Origin of the sequence: Ochrobactrum vermis, from assembly GCF_002975205.1 — a bacterium.
GTDB classification, from domain to species: Bacteria; Pseudomonadota; Alphaproteobacteria; order Rhizobiales; family Rhizobiaceae; genus Brucella; species Brucella vermis.
In genome coordinates this window covers 2,235,001-2,252,813 of record NZ_PCOC01000001.1, presented here as the reverse complement: position 1 = coordinate 2,252,813, position 17,813 = coordinate 2,235,001, and the positions used below count along the sequence as shown (strand labels likewise).

Sequence of the window (17,813 nt, the reverse complement as noted above, 5' to 3'; positions counted from 1 at the left end):
CATTCGATATGCGGGGTTTGGTATCGCGTTTCCTGCATGCACGGGGCGGTAATCTGGCGACGATGGCGGCGCTGGTTTCTCCACTGTTTCTGGCGATAGCAGCTTTCAGCGTGGACACGAGTTCGCTATTTCTGGAGCGGCGCCAGCTACAGAGCATGGCTGACTTTGCTGCCGTCGCCGGCGCGGCTTCTCTTTCGCAGGCCAACGATGCGGTGCTGCGGCAATTGCAGGCGAACGGTCTTGATCCGGTGCTGATGACAGGCAGCTACGATCCATCTGTCGTCAACGGAAAGACCGACAACAAGACGCGTGTCTGGGTGGAGAAGGGCAACTATTTCCCGGATAAGAGCCGTGCGGTTGAAAACCGTTTCGTGGCTGGTGGGGCCAGTCCTGATGCGGTTCGTGTCCGGCTGGCACGTCCGGGCAATCTCTATTTCGGTCAAGCATTCCTCAATCGCCCCGCGCTTGGCGCTACCGGAATGGCGGCCACAAAGGCAGAAGCCGCGTTTTCCATCGGTTCGCGGTTGTTGAGCCTCAATACCGATCAGAGTGTGTTGAACGGACTTCTCGGTGGTCTGTTGGGCACCACTCTTAATCTGAAGCTCGTCGATTACAATGCTCTTGCAGCAACTGATATCAACCTGCTCGGTTTTCTCGACAAGCTGGCCCCGAAAGTAGGGCTAACAGCTGGCACTTATGATCAGCTGCTGAACACGGATGTTTCGGTCGGGATGCTGGCAAGTGTGTTGGCTGAAGTGGTGACGAACAATCCGACAGCGAAAGCGGCACTCGGCATTCTGGGTAGGGATGCAGCTGCCCTCGCTACGAAACTACCGGTCGGGAAGCTGCTGGGGCTTGGGTCGTTGGCTAACGCCTCAATAGGCTCTGGAGCCGGATACAACATAACCGCTAATGTTATGCAGCTGGTTTCGGCAGCGGTGATGATTGGAGGTAAGCATCAAGTCGATATTACGTCTGGGTTGAAGGTTCCCGGGCTGCTGGGCGTTACCTTAGAAGTTATAGTGGGAGAACCACCGCAAAAAACTCCCTTTTTCCGGGTTGGCGCAGCGGGTTCTTTCGTTCGTACAGCTCAGATTCGATTGCAACTTGGTATCCGCGTCGGGGGGCAATCGGGCAATCCGCTGCTTGGCGTTGAACTTCTCAATCTCAATCTGCCGCTAGCAATCGATATTGCTTCAGGTGAAGGAGAACTCAAAAGTATAAGTTGTCCGTTGGGCCCGACGAGCGCTAATGTCACGATTGCGGCAAAGCCGGGTATTGTGGGTGTCTATCTTGGTGAAGTCAGTTCCTTTTACGACTTGAACCGGAAGCCTTCTGTGAGCAAGACAAGTATAGCTGACGTGCAGCCATATGTGTTGGGGCTTAAATTCGGGAGTCTTTTAAGCCTAGACGCAAAAGCAGAAGTGAATCTGGGTCAAAAGACGACGCTACTGTCATTCAGCTACAGTGACATCCAGAATAAAAAAATAAGAACTGCGTATTCGAGCGATTTGGTTTCTTCTCTTTCAAGTTCTCTTCTCAAGAATATAGATATAGATCTCAGCGTACTGGGTATAATAAAGCTACCATTGGGAGATTTGGTGGGCTTGATAGGATTATTGTTAACGCCTGTGGCGCCTGTTATAGATAATCTGGTTTTCGGAGTTCTCGACTTGCTCGGTGTCAAGTTGGGTGAGGCTGACGTGCAGGTCACTGGCGTCCTTTGCCAGCGCGCCGCTCTGACGCAGTAAAAATCGCCATCAGATCGGCGTTCTAAATACTCGTTTTGACGCGCATCTTATCCGAAAACCGTTTCACACTTTTCGGGATGCGTTATAAAAAAAGCCCGGCTCAGCCGGGCTTTATTGTGCGATGTGCTTTTATGCCGTGCCGGTCGATCCGAAACCGCCTGCGCCGCGCGCCGTATCGGTCACCTCGGCGCGCTCTTCGATTCTCGGTTGAATGACCGGCGCAAAAACGGCCTGCGCGATACGCATACCACGTTCGATGCGGAAATCGTCATCGCCCAGATTGATGAGAAGGACCTTCACCTCGCCGCGATAATCGGAATCGATGGTGCCGGGCGTGTTGAGGCAGGTGATGCCGTTCTTGAAGGCAAGGCCCGAGCGCGGACGAATCTGTACCTCAAAGCCTTCGGGAATCTCGAGGATCAATCCTGTCGGTACCAGCGTGCGGCGTCCGGGCAGCAGAACGATCTGGCGATCTTCGGCGACGGCGGCACGCAGATCCATGCCAGCCGAGCCGGATGTCTCATAGGCCGGAAGTTCCAGCCCTTTCGCATGTTCGAGGCGGATGATGCCGAGCGTTGGCGCGGAAGAGGATGCTGCGGTCATGAGGGAGCCTTTCCTGCGAGAGTTCAAATTGGCGACGCTCATACGTGAAAACCAATGAAAGGTGTACCGCCTATTTGACGTTTTGCAATGATAGTGATGCACAGGGTCATGCTTTTTAGAGCATAATCGGGTTGGAATGCGGCAAGCCCATCGGATTATGCTTATGAGGTGGTGTTTATTCCTTCAGCGGAACCGCCGTCGTTTCCTTGATTTCCTCCATGACGAAAGAAGCCGAAACATCCGACAGCGGAACGCTGGCGATGAGCCGCTGATAGAGGCGGTCATAGGCTTTGACGTCGGAAACGCGTGCCTTCAGTACGTAATCCAGATCGCCGGTCATGCGATAAACGCCGACGATTTCCGGATAACGACCCATGGCAGAGCGAAATTTCGCCAGCCATTCGGGGTCGTGGCTCGATGTGCGTACAAGAATGAAGACGGAAAGTCCGCATCCCGCCATCTCGGCATCAACCAAAGCGACGCGCGCCTTGATGATCCCCTCATCCTCCATGCGCTTTACCCGCCGCCAGCAGGCATTGCGGGAAAGATGCACCCGCTCGGAGAGAGAATCAACGGACAAAGTACCGTCAATTTGCAGCTCATCCAAGATTCTGCGATCAATTTCGTCTAAAGTTAGTTTCATGATGGGATATTTGTCCCGCAAAATCAAAATAATCAAGGACAAATTGAGATTTCATCTCGTCTGCTTTTGCTAAAATGATTTTCCAGAAAGGTGCTTCTGGCACCGGACAAAAGGGAACGAATTGCTCATTGACGGGAGTATTTCCAATGACCACTCGCATCACTCGCCTCTTTACTGAACATCCTGAATCGGTTGACGAAACCTATTTCCAGCATATGGCCTTTGCCGGTCGTTTTTCGTTCAAGCTTTTTTGTGCAGCCTTTGCAGCACTCACTCATGCAATTTTGCCATTTTTGTTCGAGAAGACAGCGAGCACGATTGTTCGCCAGCTCTATGAGCGGACTCATAACCGGGGCCGGTAAAAACCGGATCGCACATGTGTCGTTGGGCCGCCTATCTCGGACCGGAAACCTATCTGGAAGACGTCATATCGTCTCCCTGCCATTCGCTCGTGGCGCAAAGCCACGATGCGCATGAGGCGAAAACGCGTACCAATGGCGACGGCTTCGGCGTCGCCTGGTACGGCCATCGGGATGAGCCGGGCCTTTATCGAGATATTTTGCCCGCTTGGTCCGATCAGAATCTCGGTAGTCTGGCACGACAGATCAGGTCGCGCCTTTTTCTTGCACATGTGCGGGCTTCGACCGGCGGGTTGACCAGCCGCTCCAACTGCCACCCCTTCGTTTCCGGGCGCTGGAGCTTCATGCATAACGGCCAGATCGGTCATTTCGACCGGTTGCGTCGCAGGCTGGAAAGTCATTTGAGCGATGAGGTCTACGGTCGCAAACATGGCGCAACCGATTCGGAACTGATTTTTCTGCTGATGCTGGAATTTGGTCTGGACAGTGTTCCTGCCCTGGCGATGAAACGCATGGTGGCAACGGTCGTCGAGGAAGCGGTTCGTGGCGGCGTGCCGCCATTTCTGCGGCTGACGGCGGCGTTTTCTGACGGCAACCAGCTTTATGCCATTCGCTATGCTACCGATGCCTTCGCGCCGACGCTTTATACCGCGACGCTGGGCGGATCGTCCGGTGTGTGCGTGGTGTCAGAGCCGCTGGACGGCGAGGCCGCCAACTGGATGGCCGTGCCAGCAAACAGCTTTGTCACTGTTTCCCGACAAGGGCGCATTGCAATCGAGACTTTCGAGGAGCCGATCTCCCGACCGCAGGACGCTGTGGGGGTGTAGAGCGGCTCCTATTTCAACTGAATCGTCGGAACCGCTCTAACTATTTGTTTTACCGAACTTCCCCGCGCAGACGTTTCACACTTTTGCTGGAAATGCTCTAGGCGTTCCCGATCAGGATGCCTGCCGCCAGCACGAGGCCGCCGCCCAGAACCACCTGCAGCACCGAGCGCAAAAATGGTGTTTCCATATAGCGGTTCTGGATGAAGGCGATGGCCCAGAGTTCGAAGAAGACCAGAATCGCAGCAATGCTTGTCGCGGTCCAGAAATCCTTGATCAGATAGGGCAGGGTGTGGCCAAGGCCGCCCAGCGTCGTCATGATACCGCAGGACAGGCCGCGCTTGATCGGTGAGCCGCGACCGGACAGCTTGCCGTCATCATGGATGGCTTCGGTAAAACCCATCGAGATACCGGCGCCGACCGAGGCCGAAAGACCGACAAGAAAAGTCTGCCACGTGTCCTGTGTTGCAAAGGCGGCGGCGAAGATCGGAGCAAGCGTCGAGACCGATCCGTCCATCAGGCCTGCCAGTCCGGGCTGGACATAGGTGAGGATGAATTGCTTGCGCTCGGCGGCGCGCTCCTCATCCTGCACATCACCTGGTGTCAGCGTGTGTTCCAGCGATTCAGCCTTGGCTTCGTGTTGCTTTTCCTGCTGGGCAAGGTCGCCCAGCAGTTTGCGGGTGTCCGCATCGCTGACGCGCTTGGCGGCCTCGATATAGAATCGATACGCTTGCTCCTCCATTTCGGACGCAGCTTCGCGCACCTTGTCGATGCCGAGCGGTCGCACCAGCCAATCCGGCTTGCGATCATAATAACCGCTGACATGCTCGCGGCGGATCAGCGGAATCCGATCGCCAAAGCGAGCCTTGTGCCGTTCGATCAGCGCATCGCGGTGACCGTGTTCTTCTGCTGCCATCTGCTCGAAGATTTTTGCCGATTGCGGGAACTCGTCGCGCAGGCCGTCGGCATAGGCGAGATAGATGCGCGCATCGTCTTCTTCGGAGGAAATGGCAAGCGCCAGGATTTCCTGTTCGGAAAGCGAATCGAAAGGACGGCGGTCGGTGCGGAAGAATCGGTTGAGCATTTCGAAAATCCATAGATTAGAATAATTCTAAAATAGACTTTGACCTCTAGAAGTCAAGCCTTGCAGTACAGGCACATTTGGCGCATTAAAACCCACCCGAAAAGATCGGGCTCAAGCAAGTTAATGATCAGAGCGCCACGCGCCCACTTGGACGCATAAACGACATCCTGAACTTCTGAAACCACGCATTGTGCTTTCCGAAAATCGATCATGATTTCGGGCCGATGCGATAGAAAGAATCGGATCGATGACATCGACGAATCTCCATGCAGGCAATAATCCCCGTCCGCTGAACCGGCAGGATTTCCGCACCCTTGGCCTCTCGGCATTGGGCGGCGCGCTGGAATTTTATGATTTCATCATCTTCGTATTTTTCGCGAGCGTTATCGGACATTTGTTTTTTCCGCCCGATATGCCGGACTGGCTGGTGCTGATCCAGACTTTCGGCATTTTCGCAGCTGGCTATCTGGTGCGCCCGATTGGCGGCATCGTGCTGGCGCATTTTGGCGACAAGTTTGGCCGGAAGCGCGTCTTCGCGTTCTCGGTGTTTCTGATGTCGATCTCGACATTGGCCATGGCCTGCCTGCCAACCTATGCAACGCTTGGTGTTGGCGCGCCGATCCTGCTGATTATCTTCCGCATGTTGCAGGGCGCTGCCATCGGTGGTGAAGTCCCCGGCGCATGGACGTTTGTGGCGGAGCATGTTCCCGCCAATCGTGTTGGCATGGCCTGCGGCTTCCTGTGCTCGGGCCTGACGCTCGGCATCATGATCGGTTCGCTGATCGCCACTGCCATCAACTGGATTTTCACGCCGGAAGAACTGTCCGCCTATGCATGGCGCATTCCGTTCTTCATCGGTGGCATTTTCGGCCTGTTTGCCGTTTATTTGCGCCGCTGGCTGGCTGAAACGCCGATCTTCACCGAGATGAAGAACAGCCATCTTCTCAAGGACAAGCTGCCGCTTGGCACCGTTCTACGCAATCACATGCATGGCGTTATCATTTCCGTGCTGCTGACCTGGATATTGTCGGCTGGCATCGTCGTCACCACATTGATGACTGCAACTTTCCTGCAGAAGCTTTATGGCTACACGCCTTTGCAGTCGCTTGCCGCTACAAGCTTCGGCACGCTGTTTCTGATGTTCGGAACGGTGAGCGCAGGCGCGATTGTTGATCGTATCGGCAGCGGAAGATTCTTCGCGGTCGCAGGCATTTTCTTCGGCGTTGCGACTTTCGTGTTCTACACCTATGCGGCGGTTTCCCTGCCTGTTCTTTTCGCGCTTTATGCGGTGATGGGTCTTTCGGTCGGTATGGTTGGCGCTGTTCCTTATGTAATGGTGCGCGCATTTCCGGCCCCGGTTCGATTCTCCGGCCTGTCGTTTTCCTACAATATTTCCTATGCGGTCTTTGGTGGACTGACGCCGGTGATCGTAACCTCGCTTCTGGCGGTCAACCCGATGGCGCATGCCTGGTATCTAGTGTTCATCGCGGTTCTGACCTCTGTGCTTGGCCTCTACCTGATGGCCCGCAGCGATCAGGTTGAAGGTGATATCGGTCTGACCGAACTTTCGACCGGGACTGCCGTTCCACAGCCGAATTAATAAAAAGGGCCGCAAAAGCGGCCCTTTTTCTTTGTTCAGTGTACCGCCAGTTTTGCGGCACCGATTTCCTTATCATGGACAGCGAAGCGGTCGATCATATCGCTACTCGCTTCATTAAAGCCGATCACCGAAACATCCGTACCGCTGGCACGGTATTTCAGCACCACTTTGTCGAGCGCACCGACCGAGGTGATGTCCCACAGATGGGCATGGCTGACATCGATCGTTACCCTTTTTGCAGGCGATGAAAAATCGAAAGCCGCAATGAAGTTTTGTGCCGAGGCAAAGAAGATCTGCCCCTGAACGGTATAGGTGCGCTCGGTTCCATCTTCGCTCGTTGTTTCGCTCACACGGAACATCTTGGCGACTTTTCCTGCGAAGAACACGCCGGAAAGCAGCACGCCGACCAGAACACCCTTGGCAAGATCATGGGTGGAAACCACCGTTATGACGGTTGCCAGCATGACAATGGACGAGGATGGCGGGTTGCGGCGCAGATCGAGGATCGAACGCCATGAGAAGGTGCCAATCGATACCATGATCATCACGGCCACCAGAGCGGCCATCGGAATGATCCGCACCAGATCGTCGAGAACGAGAATGAGAAACAGCAGGAAAGAGCCAGCAACAAAGGTTGAAAGCCTGCCACGACCGCCGGACGACACATTGATCACTGACTGTCCAATCATGGCGCAACCACCCATGCCGCCAATCATGGCGGATGCGATATTGCTGGTGCCCTGACCAATACATTCCTGGCTTTTGTTGCTGTTGGTATCCGTCATGTCGTCGACAATCTGGGCCGTCATCAGCGATTCAAGCAGGCCGACAGCCGCCAGCGTGATTGAATATGGCAGGATGATCTGCAGCGTTTCCAGCGTCAGCGGTACTTGTGGAAGCGCGAAGATCGGCAATGCGGATGGCAATTCACCGAGATCGCCAACCGTGCGCAGGTCCATGCCAGTCGTCCATGCAAGCGTGGTGAGCACGGCAATGGCAACGAGCGGCGAGGGGATTGCTTTGGTCACGCGCGGGAAGAGGTAGATGATGGCGAGACCGCCTGCGATCATCCAGTAAGTCTCAACCGGAACATGGATGAGTTCCGGCAGCTGCGCCATGAAGATGAGGATCGCCAGCGCATTGACGAAGCCGGTGATGACCGAGCGCGATACAAACCGCATCAGGCGTCCGAGTTTGAGGAAACCTGCGAGGATTTGCAGAATGCCCATCAGGATCGTGGCAGCAAACAGATATTGCAATCCGTGTTCCTTGACGAGTGAGACCATCACCACAGCAGTTGCCGCCGTGGCGGCGGATATCATGCCGGGACGTCCGCCGGTAAAGGCGGAAACGCAGGCAATGGCGAAGGAGGCGAAGAGGCCGACCTTGGGGTCGACGCCAGCGATGACCGAAAAACCGATGGCTTCCGGGATAAGGGCAAGTGCTACGACGATGCCGGAAAGAATATCGCCGCGAATATTGGAGAACCACTCGCGGCGGTAGGCAGCAAGACGTGTCATTGAATTTTCCGCAAATAGAAGACGGGCGTTGAGAGCCGTCCGATTCAACATGGCCGATTGTAAAAATGGGGGATGTTGTTGCGTTGTCTGGCGGATAGGCGGCCAGAAGAGCCACCCGGGCTTTCACCGGGTCCTTGCGAATATCTTCGTATAAACAAAAAGAGCGCAGCAGGGCAATAACCTGCAGTGCTCTTTCTTGAGTGGCTACGATCAGAGAATCTTCTGCATGAAGGTCAGATCGAGCCAGCGCCCGAATTTCTGGCCGACCTGTTTCAGCGTGCCGCAATCTGAAAAACCCTGAGATTTGTGCAACGCGATAGATGCGGCATTGCCTGCTTCAATGCCCGCCACCAGCACATGCACCTTGCGGCGGCGCGCCTCTTCCACCAGCTCGGCCAGCAAGGCGCGACCGATGCCGCCGCCGCGCGCATCGCTTGCCACATAGACCGACAGTTCGGATGAATGGCGGAAGCCTTCAAAGGGGCGGAATGGGCCATAGCTGGCATAGCCAACAACCCGACCTTCGCGCTCGGCAACCAGCACCGGAAAGCCGTCACGATTGCGGCCCTCCAGCCATTGACGTCGGTTTTCCAGATCGACGAGCGTTTCGTTCCAGATGGCGAGCGTGTTCTCGACTGCATCATTGTAGATCGCAAGCAGAGCGGGGAGGTCAGCTTCGTTGGCAAAGCGGATGGTGAGGGTCATTTCAAAGGCCTTTATAGAAAAGTGTGGTCGCGCAGGGGCTTCCGTCAGGATAAAGCGCATAGTTCGGGATAACGCCGACCCGCTCCCACCCGAGATGAATGTAGATTGCTTCCGCCGGACTGCCGGTTGCTGTGTCCAGGCAGAGAAGTGTCTTGCGTCGGTTACGTGCTTCTTCTTCAACGGCTTCCATCAGTTTGCGCGCAAGACCAAGGCCGCGCGCCTTACAATGGATCAGCAGCTTTTTAAGATCGGCACGATGCGGCTGATTGGGCATTTGAGCGAGACCAAGCTGAACCGTGCCGACAATCTCGCCTTCATGTTCGGCAACCAGAAGGGCTGTGTCAGCGCTATCGACTTCATTGGCGATACGGTTCCAGTAGGAGATGAAATCCTGCGGCTCGCAAGGCGCCATGAAGCCAACCGATGCGCCACCCATGACGCAGTCCGCCAGAATTTCGGCGAGTGCCGGAACGGCTTGTTTCGCTTCTTCTACATGGAGAACGCGGATCATCGGCCTGTCTTTCAGAGGCTGCCACGGCGCTCAAGCACGATGGCGTAGCGTGCGAGGGTCGAACCGGGATTATGAAAGGTGATGCCAGCCATGATGGGCATATAAAGGCAGTCGCCGGGCTTCAGGCTGTGATGCGTGTCGCCGACGGTCATTTCCATCTCACCGGCAAAGAGCCACATATGTTGGGTGATGCCGGCATTGGCGGTCTGCGGCGCGAAAGTGACCTTGCCACCAGCTGGAAACTCGACTTCGATCATGTCCACATTCGAACCGGTGCCGGGTGGGGAGACTGACCGACGCACATAGCCGGTATCCGGATCACGCCAGACTGGCTGGCGATCATGGGGAAGGTAGGGTGAGGGCGGGGCTTCCGCATCGCCGAAAAAGGCGGAAAGCGACGTGCCAAGGGCGGCGCAAATGCGCGCCAGAAGCTGGGCGGTCGGGCTTGTTTCTCCGCGCTCGATCCGCGAGATCATTGCGCGGCTGACACCGGACGCATCGCCAAGCGCATCCAGCGTCATGCCTTGCGCAAGGCGCAGGCGGCGCAGATTTTCGCCAATGGCATTGTCAAGTTGTTCGGTTGCGTTTTCCATTATTTTAGAAATAATATCTATTATAATGGAGTCAAGCGATTTCAAAAATGAAAGCGGCGGGATTTCTCCCGCCGCTTTCCGTCTGTCCCGTAATCCAGATTAGCCCTGAGCTTTCAGCTCTAAACGGCGGCGATGCAGGACCGGCTCGGTATAGCCATTCGGCTGTTCGCGGCCCTTGAAAACCAGATCGCAGGCAGCCTGGAAAGCAACCGACTTGTCGAAGTTTGCGGCCATCGGGCGATAAAGTGGATCGCCTTCGTTCTGCTTGTCGACGACAGCGGCCATACGCTTCATGGTTTCCATCACCTGGGCTTCCGAAACGACGCCATGATAGAGCCAGTTGGCAATATGCTGTGCGGAGATGCGCAGCGTTGCGCGGTCTTCCATCAGGCCGACATTGTTGATGTCCGGCACTTTCGAGCAACCGACGCCCTGATCGACCCAGCGCACGACATAGCCCAGAATCCCTTGCGCGTTGTTGTCGATTTCGTGCTGGATGTCTTCCGGCGTCCAGTTCGGGCGGGTTGCGACCGGCACCGACAGAATGTCGTCGAGCTTGGCGCGCGGGCGGCTCTTCAGCTTTTCCTGAACGGCAGCAACATCCACCTGATGATAATGGGTGGCGTGCAGGGTTGCAGCGGTTGGCGACGGCACCCAGGCGGTGTTCGCACCAGCCTTCGGATGCGCGATTTTCTGTTCCAGCATCGCAGCCATCAGGTCAGGCATGGCCCACATGCCCTTGCCGATCTGCGCGTGGCCGGAAAGGCCGCATGCAAGACCGATATCGACATTCCACTGTTCATAGGCGCCGATCCAGGCAGCCTGCTTCATGTCGCCCTTGCGGATCATCGGACCCGCTTCCATCGAGGTATGGATTTCGTCGCCGGTGCGGTCGAGGAAGCCGGTATTGATGAAGACGACGCGGTCCTTGGCAGCGCGGATCGCTTCCTTGAGATTGACCGTGGTGCGGCGTTCCTCGTCCATGATGCCGATCTTGAGCGTGTTTGGCTTCATGCCCAGCATCTCTTCGGTACGGGTGAAGATTTCATTGGCGAACGCCACTTCTTCCGGCCCGTGCATCTTCGGCTTGACGATATAGACCGAACCTTCGCGCGAATTCATATGGCGGCCATTCGGACCGATATCATGCAGCGCAATCAGACTGGTGAAGGCTGCATCCATGATGCCTTCCGGCACTTCGTTGCCGTCTGCATCGATGATTGCCGGGTTGGTCATGAGGTGGCCGACATTGCGCACCAGCATCAACGAGCGGCCCTTGAGGGTGATATCGGAGCCGTTTGCACCCTTGTAGCTGCGGTCGCCGTTGAGGCGGCGCGTCATCTGCTTGCCGTTCTTCTCGAACGTATCTTCCAGCTTGCCGTTCATCAGGCCGAGCCAGTTGCGGTAGACGGCAACCTTGTCTTCGGCATCGACGGCGGCGATCGAATCTTCACAATCCTGAATCGTGCTGACCGCAGATTCCAGAACTACGTCGGCGATATGGGCCGGATCGGTCTTGCCGATCGGATGGTCCGCATTGACGACGATATCGACATGCATGTTGTTCTTGGCCAGCAGGACATTGGTCGGGGCGGCGGCGTCGCCATTGTAGCCCTTGAACTGGCTGGCATCTTTCAGTGCCGTTGCCGAACCGTCGGTAAGCTTGATTTCAAGCTTGCGGTCCTTGACAGCGAGACCGGCGACATTCGCCCAGTTTCCGGCGGCAAGCGGCGCGCTTTCATCGAGGAAGTTCTTCGCCCAGGCGATAACCTTTTCGCCGCGCTTCGGATTGTAGCCTTTGCCCTTTTCCGCGCCGTCATCTTCGGAAATGGCATCGGTGCCGTAGAGCGCATCATAGAGCGAACCCCAGCGCGCATTGGCGGCGTTCAACGCATAGCGCGCATTCATGACCGGAACGACGAGCTGCGGGCCTGCGATATGAGTGATTTCCGGATCGACATTGGTGGTCGAAACCGAAAACTCTCCGCCTTCCGGCAGGAGATAGCCAATGTCCTTGAGGAACTGCTGGTAATCGGCCTGTGTGTAGCCTTTATCGCGGTTCTGCTTGTACCATGCGTCGATCTTGGCCTGAAGGTCGTCGCGCTTGGCGAGGAGGGCGCGGTTCTTCGGTGCAAGATCGCGAATGATGGCTGCAAAGCCCTTCCAGAATTTTTCCGGTTCCACACCGGTGCCGGGCGCGGCTTCCGTGGCCAGGAACTCCACCAGTTCAGGGGCAACGCGCAAGCCTTCAATCTCAACGTAATTACCGGCTTTCTGAGAAACCATGGCTCTGCCTCCTTCAAAATAAACACATTTACCGCCGGCGCTTTTCAGTGCCAGCTATCATGCTGCCTTTGAACCGCTTTGGCGCGCTTTCGTCAATCGGTGCGTGGGCACATCATCTGTGACGCTGCGGCGAAAATAGCTTTTAAAATGACAGCTTGGCGCGAATGTCGTCAGGCGTAAAGCCCTGTTCGCGCAGGGATGCGAGTGCTGTGTCCTTGCGGCTCTTCGACAGTTTCATTCCATCGTCGCCCAGCACGAGATCGTGATGATGATAAAGCGGCTCGGGCAGGTCGAGAAGTTTTTGCAGAAGCCGGTGAACGGATGTCGCGTGAAACAGATCATGCCCGCGCACGACATGGGTGATGCCCTGCAGTGCATCGTCCACCACCACGGAAAGATGATAGCTGGTGGGCGTGTCCTTGCGCGCGATCACGACGTCGCCCCATTGCGCAGGATCGGCTACAAGGCGACCGGTCTCACCATCCGGACCTGCGCCGCTTTCATTCCAGAAAAGTGGCTCACCTGCGGCTTCCAGTGCCTTGTCCATGTCGAGCCGCCAGGCATAGGACATGCCCGAAGCGATGCGTTCCATCTGTTCTTTTTCGGTCAGATTGCGCTCGCCCTGCGGATAAAGCGGTGTTCCGTCCGGGTCGGAAGGCCAGTCCTTGCCCCTGGCGAAAGCTTCGCCGATCTGCTCGCGAACCTCGCCCCGGCTGAGAAAGGCAGGATAGACAAGGCCTTTGTCGGCGAGTTTGGTAAGGGCATTGCGGTATTCGCCGAAATGTTCCGACTGACGGCGCACAGGGGTTTCCCATGTCAGGCCAAGCCAGCGGAGATCCTCGTAAATGCCTTGTTCCAGTGCCGGCGTGCAGCGCGCGATGTCGATATCTTCCATACGCAGCAGGAAGCGCCCGCTGTTCTTTTTTGCCATGTCGGCGTTGAGAAGGGCTGAGTAGGCATGGCCGAGATGGAGCTGGCCATTGGGGCTCGGAGCGAAACGGAACACAGGTACGGTCATGGTGGTGTCAGCGTCAATGTCAGTTGCCAATGTCAGTTGCCGATGTCAGTTGAATGTCATCTGATTCCATTGGTACGTTGTGCGCTGATAGAATGAAAGGCCAGGCGATGCGGCGGATCGATACATTGAGCGACATTGAGGCAGGGCTGGAAGCTCTGGTTCTCGCCGATATGCGGCTGGCCGATATACGCAGCCGTTCCCATGCCGTGCCGCTGCGCCGGTCCGAACCCGGATTTGAAAGTCTGGCTTCCATCATTGTCGCACAACAGGTTTCGACGGCCAGTGCCGCCGCGATCTGGGCGAGGCTGAAACAGGCCATCGATCCACTGACGCCCCAAGCCTATATTGCGGGCGGGGAGGAAGCCTGGCACTTTGCCGGTCTCTCACGCCCAAAGCAGAGAACACTCCTTGCCTTGAGTGAAACTTTGGCGGAAGGGGCAATTGACCTGCACGGGCTTTGTGATCTGCCTGCCGAAGAAGCGATCGCCGCACTGACAGCGATCAAGGGCATCGGTCCTTGGACGGCGGAGGTCTATCTTTTATTCGCTGCCGGTCATCCGGATGTGTTTCCGGCAGGCGATGTGGCTTTGCAGACGGCCGTTGGTCACGCCTTCGCGCATGAAACGCGCCCGGACGCTGCGGCGCTGCGGTTATTGGCGGAAGATTGGGCGCCATGGCGTGGCGTGGCGGCGCGATTGTTCTGGGCTTATTATGCGGCAATCAAGGGACGCGAGGCTGCGCCGCTTCTGTAGATGCTTCTGTAAAACTTGCGTGTTTCCCGAAGCATAAATGCGTTTCCGCTTCACAATCCTGTCACGTCGGGCTTACATTATCTCCATCGGCTGATGACGGAATTTCGATTCGCAGAAGCTTGATCTTCTGCTTTCTCGGCGCCGTCCTCACGAGGTTGGAGCGTCGTTGTTGCGCCCATAATGGACGCGCGGCGCTTCGATAATAAGCGCAATTCCGCACGGAGAGCCATTTCGCCCTTTTCGGAGTTGCTCTGAAGGAGGTGCGCCCTTGACTGTTGCCGTCTCGCCCAGAACCGTCTCGACCAGTGGCTTGCCCGCGCTGGTTCTGAACGCTGATTACCGTCCGCTCAGCTATTATCCACTGTCGCTCTGGTCCTGGCAGGATGCGATCAAAGCGGTCTTTCTTGAACGCGTGCATATCGTGGCGGAATACGATCAGGTTGTATCCTCGCCATCGTTTTCGATGCGTTTGCCGAGTGTGATCTGCCTGAAGGATTATGTGAAGCCGCCACGCTATCCGGCGTTTACGCGCTTCAACCTCTTCCTGCGTGATCGTTTTGAATGCCAGTATTGCGGCTCGCCGCATGACCTGACCTTCGATCACGTTACCCCGCGTTGCCATGGCGGCGAGACGACGTGGGACAATGTGGTCGCCGCCTGTTCACCATGCAATCTGCGCAAGGGCGGCATGATGCCCGCCGTCGCGCATATGTGGCCGCGCCAGAAGCCGGTCACGCCGACTGTGCAGGACCTGCACAATAACGGCCGCCTTTTCCCACCCAACCATCTGCACGATAGCTGGCTCGATTTCCTTTATTGGGACGTCGAACTGGAGCCATAAGCATGTTGCGCAAAAATGCGCCGCAGTTTTGCGATGACAACATGTGACGAGAGAAAAAGCCCCCTCAGAATCTTCCCTTACTTCCCACTTTTCGCAAAAGCGCCGTAGTAGCCGATAGCTGCAAACAGCAGGCTTGCGATGACGTTCCATCCGGCAAAGGACAGGCCGAGGAAATGACCTGGTGCGCTGTCGCATGCAGGCGGGTGCGTGTTGAGATCGCTTAAGAGACTACCCGCATCGAGCGTGACTTTCATCGTCGCTGCGCTGCAATCCGTCGGACCGGGCCAGTATTTCAACTCGACGCCCGTATGATAAACGGCCAGCGCCAGCCCATAAGTCATTAAAAGCGCGCCGATCAAAATGAGTCCACGCGTCAGGATCGGCGGCCATTTCAATCCGTAGGAAAGCCAGGCTGCAGCCAGAACCGGGACGCCAATATAATAAGGCGTACGCTCTTCAAGGCAGAGCTTGCAGGGCATGAAGCCTGCGAGGTGCTCAAAGCCGAGTGCCGTGCCGACAGTCGCGGCAAGGCCAACTGTCATGATCCCCGCGGTCCATGCCTGAACTTTGCCGACCGGATTATTGAGTGCAAACGCCATATGGAATTCCTTGAAAAGGCTTTCTTATTCTTAAGGCAAACAGCTTGCTTGTCTCCAAGCAATTTATTTTGACCGAGTTTGGGCAAACTCTTCAGGCGTGAAGATATTTCACAGCAAAGAAGAGCGCGATCAAGGCCACCGCCACGAGGCTTGCTATCAGGCCGAGGCGCTTTTCGATGAAGTGGCGGATCGGCTCGCCATAGCGGCGCAGCAGCCAGGCAAGGAAATAGAAACGTGCGCCGCGTGCAACGATTGCTGATGCGATAAAGAGCCAGATATTGATGCCGGCTGCACCTGACAGGATTGTCACCACCTTGATGGGTGGCAGGTGTGCCAGGCCGGAAGTGATCAGCATCAACAAAATGGTGTCGGCGCTGGTCGTACCGCGCAACTGCTCGAACGTGTCCAGCTTGCCGTACATTTCGAGCACCGGTTTGGCGATCTGTTCATAGGCGTGATAGCCGAGATACCAGCCTGCAATGCCGCCCAGGACAGACGAAACCGTCGCAATGAAGGCATATCGCCAGGCGCGTTCTGGCCGCGCGAGCGCCATGGGTAGAAACAGGACATCGGCCGGGACAAGAAAGACCGAGCTTTCTATGAAGGCGATGATGGCAAGCCACCATTCGGCGGATTTTCTTGCGGCAAGCGAAATCGTCCAGTCGTAAAGGCGGCGCAGCATGTATTTTCCGGATTATCTCTGGCAAAAGCCATATTAGCAGTTGCACCGTCTATAAATAAAAAAGATGGCGCGAACAATGCGCGCCATCTTCTTTGATACTGCTTTCCATGGAACGGTATGGAAAACAGCAATCTCTAACGCTTATAGGCGCTGCAGATGTATTTGGTCTCGAGATATTCCTCGATGCCGTATTTGGAGCCTTCACGACCGAGGCCCGACTGTTTCACGCCGCCAAAGGGCGCGACTTCGTTGGAGATCAGGCCGGTATTGTGCCCGACCATGCCGTATTCCAGGGCTTCACCGACACGGATCGCGCGGCTGAAATTCTCCGTATAGAAATAAGCGGCCAGACCGAAGATCGTGTCATTGGCCATGGCGATGACTTCTTCTTCCGTATCGAAGGCAAAGAGCGGTGCCAGCGGGCCAAAGGTTTCTTCCCTGGCGACGATCATGTCGGAGGTGACGCCGGTCAGAATGCCCGGCTCGAAGAACAGGCCGCCCAGTTCCTTGCCGCCGGTGATGAGCTTTGCACCCTTGGATACCGCATCTTCGATATGTGCCTTGACCTTGGTGATAGCCTTTGGCTCGATCATCGGGCCGATGATAACGCCCGGTTCGGTGCCGTTGCCAACCTTGAGTTCCTTGACCTTGGCTGCAAGCTTTTCAGCGAATTTGTCGTAAATTCCGCGCTGCACATAGATGCGGTTGGCGCAGACACAGGTCTGGCCTGCATTGCGGTACTTGGAGATCATGGCGCCATCGACGGCTGCATCAATGTCGGCATCATCGAACACGATGAACGGTGCATTACCACCAAGTTCAAGCGAGATGCGCTTGATGGTCGGGGCGCATTGCGCCATCAGCAAGCGCCCGACTTCCGTCGATCCGGTGAAGGAGAGCTTGCGCACAATTTCGTTGCTCGTCAGCTCGGCGCCGATTTCGCGCGCCTTGCCGGTGACGATCTGGAGAACACCTGCCGGGATGCCTGCCTTTTCGGCAAGAACACCGAGCGCCAGTGCGGTCAGTGGCGTGAGATCGGCAGGACGAACGATCATGGTGCAACCGGCGGCAAGCGCTGGCGCTGCCTTGCGGGTGATCATCGCGGCCGGAAAGTTCCATGGCGTGATGGCGGCGGTGACGCCAACCGGCTGGCGGATAACAGTGAGACGTTGCCCATTTTGCGGGGCAGGGATCGTGTCGCCATAGACGCGTTTTGCTTCTTCCGCGAACCACTCGATAAAGGAAGCGGCGTAAATAACTTCGCCGCGTGCTTCGGCAAGCGGCTTGCCCTGTTCCGAGGTCATGATAAGAGCAATATCGTCGGCATTGGCAACGATGAGATCGAACCATTTGCGCAGGATAGCCGTGCGCTCCTTGGCGGTTTTGGCTGCCCATGCCGGAAGGGCCTTTGCGGAAGCATCGATGGCTTCCTTGATTGTGGC

General features: G+C 56.4%; 18 protein-coding genes and 1 other annotated feature (1 of these 19 running past the window's edge). Of the genes, 6 read left to right on the top strand and 12 right to left on the bottom strand.

The window, feature by feature from the left end; genetic code table 11:
• Positions 1-8 precede the first annotated feature (8 nt).
• Positions 9-1,751 (top strand): TadG family pilus assembly protein, encoded by a 1,743-nt coding sequence (locus CQZ93_RS11170; protein ID WP_105542615.1) that lies wholly within the window; start codon positions 9-11, stop codon positions 1,749-1,751.
• A gap of 129 nt (positions 1,752-1,880) precedes the next feature.
• Here the strand turns inward: CQZ93_RS11170 and dut are convergent, their stop codons facing one another.
• Both dut and CQZ93_RS11160 read right to left on the bottom strand, forming a co-directional pair.
• On the bottom strand, positions 1,881-2,354 hold the full coding sequence (dut, locus tag CQZ93_RS11165) for a dUTP diphosphatase (RefSeq protein WP_105542614.1): 474 nt from the start codon (positions 2,352-2,354) through the stop codon (positions 1,881-1,883).
• Between the two features lie 175 nt (positions 2,355-2,529).
• Positions 2,530-2,997, bottom strand: a complete 468-nt coding sequence (locus CQZ93_RS11160; protein WP_105543274.1) for an Lrp/AsnC family transcriptional regulator — start codon at positions 2,995-2,997, stop codon at positions 2,530-2,532.
• Between the two features lie 146 nt (positions 2,998-3,143).
• Between CQZ93_RS11160 and CQZ93_RS11155 the strand changes: the two genes are divergently transcribed.
• Positions 3,144-3,359: a DUF6356 family protein gene (locus CQZ93_RS11155; RefSeq protein ID WP_105542613.1), complete on the top strand. Its 216-nt coding sequence runs from the start codon at positions 3,144-3,146 to the stop codon at positions 3,357-3,359.
• 14 nt (positions 3,360-3,373) lie between these two features.
• Positions 3,374-4,183, top strand: a complete 810-nt coding sequence (locus CQZ93_RS11150) for a class II glutamine amidotransferase (RefSeq protein ID WP_105542612.1) — start codon at positions 3,374-3,376, stop codon at positions 4,181-4,183.
• A 97-nt stretch (positions 4,184-4,280) separates the two neighbouring features.
• Here the strand turns inward: CQZ93_RS11150 and mbfA are convergent, their stop codons facing one another.
• Positions 4,281-5,264 (bottom strand): iron exporter MbfA, encoded by a 984-nt coding sequence (gene mbfA, locus CQZ93_RS11145; protein WP_105542611.1) that lies wholly within the window; start codon positions 5,262-5,264, stop codon positions 4,281-4,283.
• A gap of 247 nt (positions 5,265-5,511) precedes the next feature.
• Between mbfA and CQZ93_RS11140 the strand changes: the two genes are divergently transcribed.
• Positions 5,512-6,864, top strand: a complete 1,353-nt coding sequence (locus CQZ93_RS11140) for an MFS transporter (protein WP_105542610.1) — start codon at positions 5,512-5,514, stop codon at positions 6,862-6,864.
• 35 nt (positions 6,865-6,899) lie between these two features.
• On the opposite strand, the gene CQZ93_RS11135 is transcribed toward CQZ93_RS11140, so the two are convergent.
• The 6 genes from CQZ93_RS11135 to gluQRS form a co-directional block, all read right to left on the bottom strand.
• Positions 6,900-8,384 carry a SulP family inorganic anion transporter gene (locus tag CQZ93_RS11135; protein ID WP_105542609.1) on the bottom strand — a complete coding sequence of 495 codons (1,485 nt, stop codon included), beginning with the start codon at positions 8,382-8,384 and terminating at the stop codon, positions 6,900-6,902.
• A gap of 81 nt (positions 8,385-8,465) precedes the next feature.
• Positions 8,466-8,521: a sequence feature (sul1 is cis-regulatory element that is thought to sense ions involved in sulfur or methionine metabolism; They are found in Alphaproteobacteria), on the bottom strand.
• Positions 8,522-8,594: 73 nt separating this feature from the next.
• Entirely contained in the window at positions 8,595-9,089 is a 495-nt protein-coding gene (locus tag CQZ93_RS11130; RefSeq protein WP_105542608.1) for a GNAT family N-acetyltransferase, read from the bottom strand.
• A 1-nt stretch (position 9,090) separates the two neighbouring features.
• Positions 9,091-9,600, bottom strand: coding sequence for a GNAT family N-acetyltransferase (locus CQZ93_RS11125; RefSeq protein WP_105542607.1), 510 nt, complete (start codon positions 9,598-9,600; stop codon positions 9,091-9,093).
• Positions 9,601-9,611: 11 nt separating this feature from the next.
• Positions 9,612-10,193, bottom strand: coding sequence for a helix-turn-helix domain-containing protein (locus CQZ93_RS11120; protein WP_105542606.1), 582 nt, complete (start codon positions 10,191-10,193; stop codon positions 9,612-9,614).
• A gap of 99 nt (positions 10,194-10,292) precedes the next feature.
• Positions 10,293-12,479: a malate synthase G gene (locus CQZ93_RS11115; protein ID WP_105542605.1), complete on the bottom strand. Its 2,187-nt coding sequence runs from the start codon at positions 12,477-12,479 to the stop codon at positions 10,293-10,295.
• A gap of 142 nt (positions 12,480-12,621) precedes the next feature.
• Positions 12,622-13,497, bottom strand: a complete 876-nt coding sequence (gene gluQRS / locus CQZ93_RS11110; RefSeq protein ID WP_105543273.1) for a tRNA glutamyl-Q(34) synthetase GluQRS — start codon at positions 13,495-13,497, stop codon at positions 12,622-12,624.
• 107 nt (positions 13,498-13,604) lie between these two features.
• Between gluQRS and CQZ93_RS11105 the strand changes: the two genes are divergently transcribed.
• Both CQZ93_RS11105 and CQZ93_RS11100 read left to right on the top strand, forming a co-directional pair.
• Entirely contained in the window at positions 13,605-14,249 is a 645-nt protein-coding gene (locus tag CQZ93_RS11105; RefSeq protein ID WP_105542604.1) for a DNA-3-methyladenine glycosylase family protein, read from the top strand.
• A gap of 268 nt (positions 14,250-14,517) precedes the next feature.
• Positions 14,518-15,090 (top strand): HNH endonuclease, encoded by a 573-nt coding sequence (locus CQZ93_RS11100; protein ID WP_105542603.1) that lies wholly within the window; start codon positions 14,518-14,520, stop codon positions 15,088-15,090.
• A gap of 77 nt (positions 15,091-15,167) precedes the next feature.
• Here the strand turns inward: CQZ93_RS11100 and CQZ93_RS11095 are convergent, their stop codons facing one another.
• From CQZ93_RS11095 to CQZ93_RS11085, 3 genes are all read right to left on the bottom strand, one after another.
• Positions 15,168-15,689 carry a disulfide bond formation protein B gene (locus CQZ93_RS11095; protein WP_105542602.1) on the bottom strand — a complete coding sequence of 174 codons (522 nt, stop codon included), beginning with the start codon at positions 15,687-15,689 and terminating at the stop codon, positions 15,168-15,170.
• A 91-nt stretch (positions 15,690-15,780) separates the two neighbouring features.
• A complete protein-coding gene (locus CQZ93_RS11090) occupies positions 15,781-16,371 on the bottom strand; it encodes a YqaA family protein (protein WP_105542601.1) in 591 nt (196 codons plus the stop codon).
• Positions 16,372-16,505: 134 nt separating this feature from the next.
• Positions 16,506-17,813 carry the 3' portion of an NAD-dependent succinate-semialdehyde dehydrogenase gene (locus CQZ93_RS11085; RefSeq protein WP_105542600.1) on the bottom strand. It continues 144 nt past the right edge of the window, so 1,308 of the gene's 1,452 nt are visible here — the last part of the coding sequence; its start codon lies off the right edge, out of view; it ends in the stop codon at positions 16,506-16,508.